Source organism: Aquiluna sp. KACHI24, from assembly GCF_025997915.1.
Lineage (GTDB): Bacteria > Actinomycetota > Actinomycetes > Actinomycetales > Microbacteriaceae > Aquiluna.
On sequence record NZ_AP026677.1, the window covers coordinates 1,423,278 to 1,437,205 of the forward strand.

17 protein-coding genes are annotated in these 13,928 nt (G+C 54.2%); 4 read left to right on the plus strand and 13 right to left on the minus strand.

Annotation, left to right across the window (positions count from 1 at the left end; all coding sequences use genetic code 11):
- Positions 1 to 21 precede the first annotated feature (21 nt).
- Entirely contained in the window at positions 22 to 729 is a 708-nt protein-coding gene (locus tag OO713_RS06995; RefSeq protein WP_264785468.1) for a hypothetical protein, read from the plus strand.
- Here OO713_RS06995 and dcd read toward each other — a convergent pair.
- Entirely contained in the window at positions 718 to 1,314 is a 597-nt protein-coding gene (gene dcd / locus OO713_RS07000; protein WP_264785469.1) for a dCTP deaminase, read from the minus strand. The two genes, OO713_RS06995 and dcd, sit on opposite strands and share 12 nt — an antisense overlap.
- Positions 1,315 to 1,344: 30 nt before the next feature.
- Here dcd and OO713_RS07005 point away from each other — a divergent pair, with 30 nt between their 5' ends.
- Both OO713_RS07005 and OO713_RS07010 read left to right on the plus strand, forming a co-directional pair.
- Positions 1,345 to 2,106: a hypothetical protein gene (locus tag OO713_RS07005; protein ID WP_264785470.1), complete on the plus strand. Its 762-nt coding sequence runs from the start codon at positions 1,345 to 1,347 to the stop codon at positions 2,104 to 2,106.
- Entirely contained in the window at positions 2,106 to 3,224 is a 1,119-nt protein-coding gene (locus OO713_RS07010) for a DUF2834 domain-containing protein (protein ID WP_264785472.1), read from the plus strand. Before OO713_RS07005 ends, OO713_RS07010 begins: the two co-directional genes overlap by 1 nt.
- On the opposite strand, the gene OO713_RS07015 is transcribed toward OO713_RS07010, so the two are convergent.
- From OO713_RS07015 to OO713_RS07030, 4 genes are all read right to left on the minus strand, one after another.
- A complete protein-coding gene (locus OO713_RS07015) occupies positions 3,169 to 4,536 on the minus strand; it encodes a DEAD/DEAH box helicase (protein WP_264785473.1) in 1,368 nt (455 codons plus the stop codon). The genes OO713_RS07010 and OO713_RS07015 overlap by 56 nt on opposite strands.
- Entirely contained in the window at positions 4,533 to 6,485 is a 1,953-nt protein-coding gene (locus tag OO713_RS07020; RefSeq protein WP_264785474.1) for a bifunctional copper resistance protein CopD/cytochrome c oxidase assembly protein, read from the minus strand. Before OO713_RS07020 ends, OO713_RS07015 begins: the two co-directional genes overlap by 4 nt.
- Positions 6,486 to 6,947 carry an isoprenylcysteine carboxylmethyltransferase family protein gene (locus tag OO713_RS07025; protein ID WP_264785476.1) on the minus strand — a complete coding sequence of 154 codons (462 nt, stop codon included), beginning with the start codon at positions 6,945 to 6,947 and terminating at the stop codon, positions 6,486 to 6,488.
- 71 nt (positions 6,948 to 7,018) lie between these two features.
- Positions 7,019 to 7,291 carry an HU family DNA-binding protein gene (locus OO713_RS07030; protein ID WP_264785478.1) on the minus strand — a complete coding sequence of 91 codons (273 nt, stop codon included), beginning with the start codon at positions 7,289 to 7,291 and terminating at the stop codon, positions 7,019 to 7,021.
- A 240-nt stretch (positions 7,292 to 7,531) separates the two neighbouring features.
- Between OO713_RS07030 and OO713_RS07035 the strand changes: the two genes are divergently transcribed.
- Positions 7,532 to 8,689, plus strand: coding sequence for a crosslink repair DNA glycosylase YcaQ family protein (locus OO713_RS07035; protein ID WP_264785480.1), 1,158 nt, complete (start codon positions 7,532 to 7,534; stop codon positions 8,687 to 8,689).
- 22 nt (positions 8,690 to 8,711) lie between these two features.
- Here OO713_RS07035 and rpsN read toward each other — a convergent pair whose 3' ends face one another.
- The 8 genes from rpsN to OO713_RS07075 form a co-directional block, all read right to left on the minus strand.
- Positions 8,712 to 9,017 (minus strand): 30S ribosomal protein S14, encoded by a 306-nt coding sequence (gene rpsN, locus OO713_RS07040; protein WP_264785481.1) that lies wholly within the window; start codon positions 9,015 to 9,017, stop codon positions 8,712 to 8,714.
- A 2-nt stretch (positions 9,018 to 9,019) separates the two neighbouring features.
- Positions 9,020 to 9,187 (minus strand): 50S ribosomal protein L33, encoded by a 168-nt coding sequence (rpmG, locus tag OO713_RS07045; protein ID WP_264785482.1) that lies wholly within the window; start codon positions 9,185 to 9,187, stop codon positions 9,020 to 9,022.
- Positions 9,188 to 9,197: 10 nt separating this feature from the next.
- On the minus strand, positions 9,198 to 9,434 hold the full coding sequence (rpmB, locus tag OO713_RS07050; RefSeq protein WP_264785483.1) for a 50S ribosomal protein L28: 237 nt from the start codon (positions 9,432 to 9,434) through the stop codon (positions 9,198 to 9,200).
- A gap of 121 nt (positions 9,435 to 9,555) precedes the next feature.
- Positions 9,556 to 9,948, minus strand: a complete 393-nt coding sequence (locus OO713_RS07055) for a transcriptional repressor (protein WP_264785484.1) — start codon at positions 9,946 to 9,948, stop codon at positions 9,556 to 9,558.
- Entirely contained in the window at positions 9,945 to 10,790 is an 846-nt protein-coding gene (locus tag OO713_RS07060) for a metal ABC transporter permease (protein WP_264785485.1), read from the minus strand. Before OO713_RS07060 ends, OO713_RS07055 begins: the two co-directional genes overlap by 4 nt.
- A complete protein-coding gene (locus OO713_RS07065; protein WP_264785487.1) occupies positions 10,790 to 11,581 on the minus strand; it encodes a metal ABC transporter ATP-binding protein in 792 nt (263 codons plus the stop codon). The genes OO713_RS07060 and OO713_RS07065 overlap by 1 nt, the downstream gene beginning before the upstream one ends.
- Complete coding sequence (locus tag OO713_RS07070; protein WP_264785488.1) at positions 11,582 to 12,571, minus strand: zinc ABC transporter substrate-binding protein; 990 nt, start codon at positions 12,569 to 12,571, stop codon at positions 11,582 to 11,584.
- 42 nt (positions 12,572 to 12,613) lie between these two features.
- Positions 12,614 to 13,921: a dihydrolipoamide acetyltransferase family protein gene (locus tag OO713_RS07075; RefSeq protein ID WP_264785489.1), complete on the minus strand. Its 1,308-nt coding sequence runs from the start codon at positions 13,919 to 13,921 to the stop codon at positions 12,614 to 12,616.
- Between the last annotated feature and the right edge of the window lie 7 nt (positions 13,922 to 13,928).

Consider the following 13,928-nt stretch of genomic DNA (forward strand, 5'->3'; position numbering starts at 1 on the left):
CTCGCCTCGAGAGGGGCGGTAATGGATTCTCAGCTAATTGGTATTTTGCTCCTTGTTGAGTTGGTGCTACTAATTTCCAGCGCCGCCCCGTTATCGCTAAGCGGTCGCTTCCAAGCAGCTCCAAACCTGGGCATACTGACCTGGTTTTTCTTGTTTTTCATCGCTATTGCCGCAACGGTGTCGGCGGTGGTTATCGCAGTTGGCTTTATTTTCCAAAGCTATTTCGAGCTCCAAAGTGGTGGGGGTTTACTGGAAACCCTGGCCGTTAGCTTTGCTCCTTGGTTGCTGCTTGGGTTTGGCGGGGTATTGCTGGCAATCACAAACCTGCGCTTAGCGCCCTATTTTGAGGCAAAGGCACAGGATTTGGATCTTGATTTGCTGGCCACCAATCACTCGGAGAGATTCGAAGGCGCTTTGGTGAGGGAGCTGTCGCTACCCGGCTACTTCGCTTTGGCACAAACTAATCAGATTTTCCTCTCAACCGCAGCGCTGAGGCTGCCGATTGAGCAAAAGCAGGCTGTTTTGTGGCACGAGCTAGGGCACCTGAGACTTGGTCATTCAAGGCTGAGGGCTATCAGTGCCTTTGCGCTGACTCTTGCACCTTGGTTCTTGGTTTCTCGAGTTTTTGACTATGAACTGCAACGACTTTGTGAACTAGCTGCCGACAACTACGCCCTGAGAAAAGTGGATGCTCAAGCGCTGAGAAAAGCTCGCAGGCTATTTCTCTAGTGGGGCGTTACCCACATCCGTGATGTGGAAATTCAGGTAGCTGCGGGATGCGGTAGGTCCGCGTTGACCTTGATACCTGGATCCATACTTTGCAGATCCGTATGGGTTTTCGCTTGCCGAGGAGAGCTGGAAGAAGCAAAGCTGACCAATCTTCATGCCAGGCCAAAGCTTGATGGGCAAGGTGGCGGTGTTGGAAAGCTCCAGCGTTACGTGACCGCGGAAACCAGGGTCAACAAAACCTGCGGTGGAGTGAGTTAGCAGGCCCAGTCTTCCAAGGGATGACTTGCCCTCTAGGCGAGCAGCGATGTCGTCTGGCAGCGAGACAAACTCATAGGTCGAACCCAGTACAAATTCACCCGGGTGGAGTATGAATGGCTCATCCGAGGCCACCTCAACGAAGCGAGTCAGATCGTCTTGCTGCTCCCTTGGGTCGATAAACGGATATTTGTGGTTATCGAACAGGCGGAAGAAGCGATCCAGTCGAACATCCATGCTCGAAGGCTGGATGAGTTCGATGTTCAGCGGGTCAAGGCCGATGCGGCCAGACTCGATCTGGGCGCGGATATCGCGATCTGATAGCAACATGTCAAAAGGTTATCGGTTAGCTTTGAACACATGAGCCAATCCGTCGACGCATTCCTCAGGTTTCAAGCCACGCTGCTCTCTAGAGTCGAGCATCGCGACGATGTGTTGGGCTTGGTCTTCTTGGGTAGTTCGGCAGCAACGGAGCGGGCTGACGAACACTCCGACCACGACTTCTTCCTGATTGTCAAAAAAGGCGTTGGCGAGAGCTATCGCAAGAACCTCGATTGGCTCCCAAACCACACCGATATTCTCTTGGCCCCGCGCGAGACAGCCCATGGACTCAAGATCGTTTATAAAGACCTCAGACTTTTAGAGTTTGCAGTTTTCGAAGATGATGAGCTTGAGCTCGCCTCAGCGAACGACTACGCGGTGGCCTTGGATAGATCAAACATTGCTGAGCGCATGGCCGCGATTGCCAAGCGATCGTTGCCAAGAGCCATTGACCCGCTTGCCGAATTTGAACTCTTATTGGCCCTGATTCAGATTGGGCTAGGTCGCTATCGCAGGGGCGAGGTGATTGCCGCTGAGCAACACCTCAAGAGCTATGCGGTTGAGAAGCTCATCAAGTTGATTCGGCACTACAAACCCGTCGCTCAATCCCGTGCCGATTCACTAAATGCCTTCAGGCGTTTCGAAAAGGATTACCCGAACCTGGCCTCAGACATCTCCGCTCTCCAGCTGCTTCCGGGCGATGAATGCGCGAGCGGATTATTGGACCTAGCAGCAGGTTTGCCAATTTCACCCGATGAGATAAATAAGCTCACCGCAATCAGAAAGGGACTTGGTATCTGATGTTGAAAGCTTCAATTGCCAGAGAGCGCTTCTATTTTGTTTTGGCCGCTGCTGGTCTAATCACCGCTTGGTGGCTAAATGCCCTCGCGGTCTTTGAAAATGCCGACTATCTGAAGGCTTGGTTTGGCTCCACCGTCGACCTGGTTCTATCGGTTGATCTAAGCATTGTGGCAATCACGGTTGCCGCCTGGATGATCTACGAATCCAGAAAACTCGGCATGAAGCGGGTCTGGCTCTACTTTCTAATTTCCTCAATCACGGCCCTTGCCTTCACCCTTCCGCTTTTCATGGCGTTTAGAGAGCGCAAACTTCGCGAGCAAAGACTCGCCTCAGGCAAGCTCGAGCGCTTTGAGTTTGATGACCACCTAGTTGATATCTGGTCTCCGAAAACGCTCAACTCCAAGACTCCGGTGTTGATAATGCACGATGGCCGAAACATTTTTGATGAGAAAGACTCCTTCACCGGCAAGACCTGGGAGGTGTTGACCGCGATCCGGGAAGAGGTTCGCGGAGAGCAGCCATTGGTAATCGCAGTCTGGGGACTGAGCGATGAGACCCGGTTGCGGGAACTTGCTCCGCAGGAGATCTTGGATGATCACCCAGAGTTCTGGGACGCACTCCCCGAGGACTTTAGGAAACTTCGCGGTCCAGGCTTTGCGGACTCCTACGTATCGCTGCTGTCTGATGCCATCTTGCCTTTTGCTCTTGAACGTTATTGCATTCAGCACAGCGCGGACCGCACAGCCGTGATGGGCGCTTCAATGGGTGGCCTGATCTCGTTCTACACCCTCGCCAAGCGACCAGGCATCTTCGGGACCGCAATTGGTTTTTCAACGCACTGGCCCTTTGGCGGTGAGGTCATGGTCGATGAACTGACCGCGATGCTGCCTCCAGCAGGTTCACACCGAATCTGGACTGACCGAGGTGATCTTGAGCTCGATGCGATGTATCGGCCTTATCACGAGCGGGCGATCGAGCGACTCACCGCTAAGGGCTACGCCTCAGACAAGGAGTTTGTGGCAGCGCACTACCCATACACCGGTCACCACGAGAGTTACTGGGCTAGAAGGGTGGCAGATGCTCTGAATTGGTGGCTTCAAGCTCCGGGTCGTAGCTAGCACCGGACATAAACCTGACCACATCTCTGTCAACCATCACATCTCGCATGGTGATTGCTCGGGTTAGGTAGAGGCCATCAAGCGATCTGACCCTGGAGAGTGCCACATAGGTTTGACCCGGAGAGAATGCTCCTCGACCCATATCGATTTGAACCTCGTCATAGGTTTGACCCTGTGACTTGTGAACAGTCACAGCCCAAGCCAGTCGCAGCGGGATCTGCTTAAATTCGGCCAAAGTGATCGGAACAAGAACCTCTTTGACCTTGCCGGTGGCCTCGTCGAAGTCTTCTTCGACCTCATAGCGAACCTTTTCCCAGGTTGCCGGTCCGACCTCAAACTCCTCACCATCAACTTCGACTACCACGAGTCCTGATTTTTTGAGGTCAACTACGTGTCCGATGGTGCCGTTTACCCATCGCTTACCACCGGTGCCATCGTCATTCTTGATGAACATCACCTGAGCCCCAACCTTTAGGTAGAGCTCGGTCTCGGCGGGCAAGACCCTACCGAAGGCATTTGAAGCACCCTCGGAATATGTGGCCCTGAAAAGCTTTGGTTCGGATGGAATCAAACTCATGCGCTGGGCATTGACCGAGTTCACGGTCTCGTTGATGGTGGCTAACTTGATTACATCGGGATGCGGGGGGAACCTATTCCCCGCGCGGTTTATGTGATCGAGCATCTCCTGGGTCACCGAACCATCGCGGATGGCATTCAAGATTTCTTTGAACTGCGAGTCCGACTGTCTAAAGATTTCACTGAGCTCAAAACGCTCTAAGCCCGCATCCCTAAAAACGTGAGCGTCAAAGAACCAGCCAGAGCGATAGTTCTCCTCCATATACGCGCGCTCCTGAGGATCACGCGGCGGCACCGGGGCCAGCTGATAAGGATCACCAAACATGACAACTTGAGCACCACCAAAAGGCAGGTTGCGCCTGCCCCTGGCAATTCTCAAGGCTCGATCAATCGCATCCATGAGATCAGCCGAAACCATCGAGACTTCGTCAATCACCAACATGTCCAACGCCTTGAGAACATCGCGAGTCCGGCGCGACAGGTGCTTGGCGATATCAACTTCACCCAAAAGTCCAAGTGGGAAGGTGAAGAGCGAATGAATCGTTACGCCGCCAACGTTCAAGGCCGCGACACCGGTTGGTGCACAAACCGCAAAGGATTTCTCGGTATTGGCTACCAGGTGGGAGAGCAGGGTGGACTTTCCAGTGCCAGCGCGGCCAGTCACGAATACGTGGGCATCGGTTTGTTCGATGTAGTCAAAGAGATTGCGCTGTTCTTCACTCAGTTCGATGATCATGAGCGCTCACTCAGTTTCTTTAGCATCTCGTTGTAGTCGGATAGGTCTTGGTTGCCGGTGCGATCAGAAGCCCGGTCTAGGCGCTTGCGCTCTCGATCATCTGAACGCGACCACTGAAACACCACATACAGCGTGATCAAGATAGTGGGGATCTCACCCACACCCCAGGCAAACGCTCCGCCAATTGCCTGATCGGAAAGTGGATCCTCGCCCCAGGTGCGTCCCATAGAACCAAACCAGTCGGCTAATAGCAGGCTCTTCTCATTCATCAACCCAAGCCCAAAGAAGGCGTGGAAGGCCATGGTGCCGATCAACAGCATTAGCTTGAGCGGATAACCGTGCTTGTGCGGTTGCGGGTCCACGCCGATCAAAGACTGAACAAACAGGTAACCGGTAATCAAAAAGTGCACGATCATCCACTGGTGACCTAGGTGCTGCTCAGTAGCCCACCTAAATGCCGGGGTGTAGTAGAACAACACCAGTGAGATAGCAAAGTTGAACCCTGCAAACAGCGGATGCGATAAGAACCATGCATATGGGGTGTGAACTGCCCACAGCACCCACTCACGAAGACCTCTCGAGCCATCTTTTCTGGCTGCCGCGACCCTGGAGAGAAGCGTTACAGGGGCACCCGGCACTAGAAGCACCGGCACAAACATCGATAGCAGCATGTGGCCAACCATGTGAACCGAGAACAGATACTCCTGGTAGGCGTTCGGGGCACCGTTGGTGACATAGAAAAGAAGCAGCATGCCGCCAAGCCAAGATGCAGTTCTACCCACTGACCACTTGTCACCACGGGCACGGAGCTTATAGACGCCAATTAGGTAAAGAGCGATACCAAAGCCGACAACGGTCGTCCAAAGTGGGTCGATGTCCCAAACTCGAATCCAGCTAAGTGGGGTCAGCTCCTCGGGGAGGGGATCTCCAGTGAGCAATTGAGCTGGAGTCGGTGGCACAAACTCAGCATCAGAAACCGGGGTGGGGGTCTTGGCCAAGGCTGTTCCCAAGCCGAACGCGAGCCCCATCACGAAAAGCTCGAAGGCAACCAGCCGCCAGAACCCGCTAGCTCGCTCAGCAAACTTTCCCGCAAGGATGATTCGGTGGCGAGCGCCGAAGGCGCCGAGCGCAATCAGCAAAACTGCCTTTCCGATCAGCATGAGCCCATATTCACTCAGCAAATCAGCTGGCTGGTAGAGCCTTATGTATCCCGATGTCAAACCCGATATCGCGACCAGAATGAAGCTAATGAGTGCCAACGTGGAGTAGCGACGGGTCAGCTCACCAGAGCGCTCTTGGTCTGAAAAGAAAACGGCATAGAGAGCAAACAACCCGCCCAACCACACCGATACCCCAACAAGGTGCATCAGCATCGAATTCACCGCAACCGCGTGACCGACATCGCTTGAGGCGTGCCCTGATTCCGCAAGCGGGTATAGCCCTGCAATTGCTAGCGCTGCGTTTATTGCGACCCAGAGCGGTGAGCTAAGGGCAATCGTGGTGAGGCTCAGCACCATTGCAAAGACCAGGTTCCAGGCCAACAGGACGCCGAGTTCGATCTGAGTGGCAAATAGCCAGAGCCCCTCGGAGAACTCAGGCCCGAATGACAGCTGTGTGCCAGAGGCCGAAAGATAAGTCAGCACAAAGTAGGCGAAGCCCGAAAGTAGCCAAAGCGATGCGCCCCAGGCGGCAACCGGTCGAATTTGATTTCGTTCTGCTTCGTTAGCCGAATAGGCCGAAAAGACCAGTGAACCGACCGTAACGGCCATGCTCAGATTCATAATCAGCTTGGCAAGCGGACTACCCCAACGAACCACCGGCCCGGGGTCTGAGAAGGGGAGTGGTTCGACGGCTCCGCCATACAACAGCGCTCCAAAGATGCTCAGAATCGCGCCAAGGGCGACTAGGGCGATCGTTAGCAGTGAGCGTCTAACCAGGTCTTTCGTCAATTACCTAAACCTCGGGAAAAACCTTGGAGTTTTGGCGGCATAGGCGGCATAGCCTGGGTACTTCTGCTTCAGCAGGTACTCCTCAAAATTGGCCTTGATGTAAAGCTGGATGTACAAGAAGATCCAGATGATGATCTGCGGCCAGTAGCCCGCATCCAGGACTACACCCAGACCGAGCAACAGCAGCCCGAAATAAATCGGGTGACGAACCTTTGAATACAGCCCGGTGACAACCAATTCGGCATCGTCCTTGGGGACTGGGTTTGCAGTGAGTGACTTTCCCAGTCGGAAGAAACTGGCGAGCAGCACCGCAATTCCGGCGCCCATCACTGCAAGGCCGAGGATGCCCAAGAAAGGAGTGAATTGACCGTATGGATTTTCCATGCGTGGGGCGGTGAACAAAAGGGCTAGCAGAAGAAACTGACCAGCCACATAGATGTATCCGCGAGCGCGATTATTCACTCCTCAACCCTACCTTTTGGATAAGACAAAGGCGGTGGCCCGAAGACCACCGCCTTGTTGTTTAGCTTTAGTTACTTAACAGCAGCCTTTAGCTTGCTACCTGCAGATACCTTTACGGTTGCTGCTGCAGCGATCTGGATGGTTGCACCAGTCTGTGGGTTGCGGCCGGTGCGTGCTGCACGGTGGCCCTTCTCAACGCTTAGGTAACCAGGAATGGTGACCTTGTCACCCTTCTTGATGGATGCGCCGATGGTGTCAAACATTGCGTCGATAACACGGCCAACAGCGGCCTGTGACTCGCCGGTGTGCTTTGCGACTGCTGCTACGAGCTCGCTCTTGTTCATTTTAGTCCTCCTGGACGTCTAGGGACAGGAATGTCTCCATCAACCTATAGCGCTAGGGAACAAGTCAACGTTCATAACTCGGCGTGTTGCGGGTGAGTTTTCCTTGAATTTACGCGGTTTTTTGGACTTTCTAGGGCTAACCGAATCAAATTTGCCCAAAGCAGGCAATAACCCGCTTGCCCAATAATGACGCGGATTAGAGTTGTGGGGCACTTTCATGAGGCAAGCCGAGGGTTAAAAATGCTCACCAACCAAGCAGCAAAAGAGATTGTGCTGGGCTCGCTTGGCATCCATCGCCCAATCGAATCAATCGATCGGGCCCTCGACACCTTGCACCTATTTCAGATTGACTCGGTTAACGTTTTTGCCAGAGCCCACCTGATGCCTGCCTTCTCCAGGGTTGGCGCATATCCACTGCAGGATTTTGAAGAAAAGGCCTTTGGTGCGGGCAATGCACCTAGCTACCGAGAGTATTGGGCTCACTGCGCAGCGTTGATCAAGCCCGAGGACTGGGAACTATTCGAGTTTCGAAGAAATGAATATCGCAGCCGCGATCGGGTGAAGGAAGTGCTCTCCCCGAAGCACAAACTGGCAGGTTGGGTCCGAGCCGAACTCAAGAACAACGGCCCGATGACAATCGCCCAATTTGAGCACGATGCCAATAAGCGAACCGGCAATTGGTGGGGCTGGTCCGAGGTGAAGACGATCTTGGAGCGACTTCACTTTGCGGGTGAGGTTGTGAGTGCGGGAAGAACGAACTTCTCAAGGCTCTATGCACTGCCTGAGCAGGTGGAATTGCCTCGCCTGGGCATTACAGAATCCGAGCAAAAGTTGGAATTGATGCGTCGCTCGGCAAAGGCACTGGGCATCGCCACTGAGGGCGAGCTGGCGGATTACTTCCGCTTTTATAAGACCGAAGCTCGCCCCTACATCAGGCAGTTACTACAAAGTGGTGAGCTTGTTGAGGTGCGGGTCGAGGGTTGGTCTGAAGCCGGGTATGCACTTCCAGAAACCCTTGAAAACCCCAGCGGGCTTGATTACTCAAGACCACTTCGTTTGTTCAATCCGTTTGACCCGCTCACTTGGCACCGCGACCGAACCAGAAGAATCTTTGATTTTGACTACATGATTGAGATCTACACCCCAGAACCGAAGCGCAAGTATGGCTACTACACACTGCCGATTCTTTACCGCGATCAACTGGTTGGCCGAGTAGATCTAAAACACGAACGCAAATCTGGTTCGCTGCTTGTTCAGTCACTTTGGCAAGAGCAGTGGGTCACCAAGACCCTAGAAAAAGAAATGGCCCCCCATCTGCATGCCGAGCTTGAGCTTGCGATGCAATGGATTGGGGCAGAAAAACTAATCCCGCCATCGAGAGGCAATTGGACTCTCTAGGCGGGATCAGATTTAGAACTGATTACCAGCTGGACTTGGTCACACCTGGAAGCTCACCTGCGTGAGCCATCTTGCGGAAGCGAACACGGCTGACACCAAACTTGGAGAGCACACCACGAGGGCGGCCATCGATTAGGTCACGGCTGCGAACACGAACTGGGCTCGCGTTACGAGGAAGCTTCTGAAGACCTAGACGTGCCTCTTCGCGCTGCTCAGCGGTGGAGCTTGGGTCAACTAGCGCCTTCTTCAGGGCTAGGCGCTTCTCTGCGTAGCGCTCAACAACAACCTTGCGCTGCTCGTTACGAGCAATCTTGCTCTTCTTTGCCATTCTTAGCGCTCCTCGCGGAATTCAACGTGCTTGCGCACTACTGGGTCGTACTTCTTCAAGACCATGCGGTCTGGGTCGTTGCGACGGTTCTTCTTGGTCACGTAGGTGAAGCCAGTACCGGCGGTTGACTTGAGCTTGATGATTGGACGGATGTCCTTGTCCTTGGCCATCTATAACTCCTTAGATCTTCTCGCCGCGAGCAACTAGCTCGGCAACTACGGACTCGATGCCGCGAGCGTCAATCACCTTGATGCCGCGAGCTGACAGGTTAAGGGTTACCTTGCGACCCATGGATGGGACGAAGTAAGTCTTCTTCTGGATGTTTGGGTCAAAGCGACGCTTGGTCTTGTTCTGCGCGTGCGACACATTGTGACCGAACTGCGGACCCGTCTGGGTGACCTGGCAGTAGGCAGCCATTTTTCCTCCTTGGGGCGCGATGACCCGAAGCATAAGTTTGGGATTGTTGGGGATGAACCCCACTCAACCCCGCAAGTTTAGGAGAAAGCCAAGGGCAAAAGCAAGTCCCGTTTTGAAAAAATCAACTGGACACGCCACACTCGGCACAGGTTCCAAACAACTCGATGCTGTGTGAGACCGAGGTAAAGCCGTGGCTCTGGGCCAGCGCCTCAGTTGCGGCCTCAAACCCAGATAGTTCAAATTCCACGGTTTTGCCGCAATTTTGGCAAATTAGGTGGTGGTGATGGTCGGTGCCACAGATCCGATAGCGGGTCTCGCCATCGGATCCAGTGAGAGCGTCAGCCTCGTTGCTTTCCACCAACTCCGTAAGCGCTCGGTAAACGGTGGTGAGGCCTAGCTTGTTGCCACCCTGAACCAGGCCCGAGTGCAGCTGTTGAGCCGAAACAAAGCCCGGGGATTGGCTGAGCGCCTCGCGAACTGCGACTTTTTGCCATGTATTGCGCTTCTGGGTCATGCCCTAACCTCCAGTCTCGACCTGGTAAACGCAATTACGCGGGCTATCAGGTAGATGAGGAACGAGATCGTTGTTATGTAGGGGCTAATCGGCAAAGTGCCGCCGAGTGCGAGCAGGGTTCCACCGAGCATGGCAATTAGAGCAAAAATCACACTCAAGATCGGGACCCAAAGTTGCGAGCTGGAGAGTCTCAGTGCCGCAGCTGCTGGAGTAACCAGCAGTGCCAAAACCAAAAGTGCTCCGACCACCTGAACGGCTGCGGCAACCGATAGTCCCAGAAGCAGCACAAATGCCACGCCCAGAGTCTTGGTTGGCACTCCCCTCGCTGCCGCAACCTCTGCGTCCAGCGAGGCAAAGCTCAAAGGTCGCCAGATCACGAGCATCGCGACCAAAACCACCAGGGTGATCGCGGCCATGGATGCAAGCTTTGGATCATCAACCGCAACAATCTGGCCGGTGAGCAGCCCGAACTTGTTGGCAGCCCTACCGGGATAGAGCGAAAGTGCGAGGATTCCGATACCCAAACCAAATGGCATCAAAACAGCCACTATCGAGTTTCGGTCCTTGGCCCGCTCACCCAAAAAGGCGATGATCGCGGCGGCAATGATCGATCCGAAGACGGATCCCAAAACCACGTCCAGTCCAATCAACAGGAAAACGGCTGCCCCCGCGAATGAGAGCTCTGCTATGCCGTGAACGGCAAATGACAACTCCCTGGTCATTACGAATACACCGACTAAGCCACCGATTAGTGCCAGTAGCGCGCCAGCAATCAGTGAGTTGGTGACCAAGGGTAGAAGCTTGTCGTAATCGGAAAAGTTGAAGACCTGTGACCAATCCATTAGCGCCACTCCTCGTCTTCATGGTGGTCGTGATCATGAGCGCCAAGGACCACAATGCGACCCTGGTTTCTAACGACATCTATCTCCGCACCGTAGAGCTCTGAAAGCACATCGGTTCTCAGCACCTCATCAGGGGTTCCAATTGAATACCTGCCCTGGGCTAGATAAAGCACGCGATCCACGTAGTCCATCACTGGGTTCACATCGTGGGTGACAAACAGCACGCTGGTGCCCTCTTGTCTGCGTTCAGCAATCAAGGAGCTCACAACCTGCTGGTGATGCAGATCCAGGGCACTCAAAGGCTCATCAGCCAAGATCAGCTTCGGGTGAGATACCAGGGCTTGAGCCACTCGAACTCGCTGCATCTCGCCACCCGAGAGCGAACCGACAGGCTTTTGAGCCAGATGTTCGGCATCCACTGATCGAAGTGCCTCAAGAGCAAGCTTTCGCTTGCTCTTTGATGGCATCGGGATTCCATAGCTGTGACCATCGAGTCCAAAACGAACGGTGTCGATGACGCGAAGCGGTAATCCACTATCAACAGCTCGGTGTTGCGGTACATAACCAATCTGGGTAGTTCCGTGACCCACCGGGTGATCTAGAAAGCTGATCGAACCTGAACTGAGTCGCTGTTGACCAAGAATTGATTTCAAGAGCATCGACTTACCAGAGCCGTTAGCGCCAATGACGGCGACGAATTCTCCGGGTTGAATCTCAAAGTTCAGGTTGCTCCAAATCGCCCTCTCACCGAGCGTGAGCGAGGCGTTTTGGAGTTTGAGAACAGCCGACAATTAGTAGATCGCCTCTTGCAGCTGGTCAACCACGTGGTTCAGCCAATCCAAGTAATCGGTGGTTGCCAAAGCGTTGGCTGAAGGGGTCTCGGCCACCGCAACGATTGGTCTGCCACCAGACTCGGCAGCAGCCTTCAGCTTCTGCGAGGTTTGGTCCTCGGTTCCGATGTTGACTACCAAGATTGCGGCGACCTTGTTCTTCAGGAGTTTTTCAGCCTCATTCAAAGCGGAAACCGGGACATCGCGCTCCTCTTCGATGGCATCAGCCAGTGCCTCGGGCGTCATATTCTCAAAACCAGCATCCTCAAGGAGTAGGTTGGCTACACCCTCTGAGGCGATGAATCCAGCTCCCAGGGAGCGCTCTCTGAGCGCTTCAACTCTGAGTTCGATATTTCCCATCTCAGCCTTGAAAAACTCGAGGTTAGCGGTGACATCAGCTTTTGCCTCTGGGCGCAGCTCGATGATTGACTCGGCGATGTGGTCCGCGGCTTCAATCGTCTTCGCGAGATCAAACCAGATGTGCTCGTTTTCGTGAGCGTGCTGATCCTCGGAATGAGTTTCTTCAGCGGCAACCTCATCACCGTGAAGGTGCTCTCCCTCGACCAGTTTGAGGAAGATTGCTTGTTTTTCAGAAACCTCATACAGCTGAATCATGAAGTCGTCGTAGCCACCGCCGTTGGCAATGGCCAGCTCCGCACCTTCAAGCGCAAGTTGGTCGCGGGCTGACGCCTGATAGGAGTGAGGGTCTTGATTACCTGGAACGATTGAGGTGACATCAACCCAGTCACCGCCGATGGTTGCGGTGATGTTTGCCCAGACTTCGGTTGAGGTGACGACCGCAACCTTGCCGGTTTCACCATCGCGCGTGAGGGTGGGGGATGAGGATGGAGTTGGGTTCTCGCCCTGACCAAAGAGTTGTGGGGCCAGGAAGAACGCGGCCAAAATACCCGCTGAAACCGCCGCAACAACGCCAATCACAAATTTCTTCATGGCTCGATGCTAACTCTTATTGAAAATGATTGTCAATTCCAATTAGTCAAGTAGCAGTGCGGGCTCCTCAATAACGCTCGCAACGTCCTGAACAAACCTGGATGCCACGTCACCGTCTACAACTCGATGGTCAAATGTGGCTCCAATAGTGGTGATCTGACGAACCACGATCTCATCATCGACCACCCATGGCTTTTTGCGAATCGAGCCCAGCGCGACTATGCCCACCTCGCCCGGATTCAAGATTGGGGTTCCGGTGTCAACGCCAAAGACACCGATGTTGGTGATGGTGATGGTTCCATCACGCATGTCTTCGGGGGTGGTCTTACCCTCACGCGCGGTTGCCGCCAGCTGTTCGATTGCCTGTGCAAGCTCGATCATGCTCATCTGATCAGCGTTTTTGATATTTGGGACTATCAGGCCTCGCGGCGTAGCAGCCGCGATGCCCAGATTCACGAAGTTGTGAACGATGATTTCCTCATCAGTCCAGGTCGAGTTCACCATGCGGTTTCTTCTCACCGCCCAAATCATGGCCTTAGCCATGATCAAAAGCGGAGTCACCTTGATGCCCGCAAAGTCAACTGAGTTCTTCAGACGCTTCACGTATTCCATGGTTCTGGTCGCATCAACGTCAACGAAGATGCTCACGTGAGGGGCAGTGAAGGCGCTCTTGACCATTGCGCTAGCAATCGCCTTGCGCACCCCCTTGACCGGTATTCTCTCTTCGCGTTCCGAGGGAGCGTCCGGGGTGGTGAGGTTTTTGAAAACGCTCGCCTGACTTGCGGCTCCGATTACGTCATCGCGGGTGATGTCACCGTGGGCTCCAGTGCCAGAGACAGCGTTTAGGTCAACGCCGAGCTCCTTGGCAAGTTTTCTTATCGGTGGCTTAGCCAAGACCGCATCGGCCGCAGTGGTGGCTCGCACCATCGCGACCGGGATTGCGGTCGAGATCGGGGCTTGCCTAACAGCACGGTTTCGTCTTGAGCTGGCTTCGCCCGTGTCGCCGTAACCAACCAATGTTGGAAGTTTGTATTCAGCTCCGGTATCAGCCTCAACCGCCACGGCCTCCGCTGGAACATCAAAGGTGGCCATGGTTGGGATCAGACCAGAGGTCACGTTTACGGAGATGATTGGGGTTCCGACCTCGACAGTCTCACCCTCTTTGGCAAGTAGCTCCTCAACCACTCCCTCAAATGGGCAGGGGAGCTCGACGATGGACTTTGCCGTCTCAATCTCACAGATGGTCTGGTTCACCTCGACCTTTTGGCCTGGGGCAACCTTCCAAGAGACGATTTCGGCCTCGGTTAGACCTTCACCAACATCAGGAAGTGGGAACTTAGCGATGCTCATCCAAATC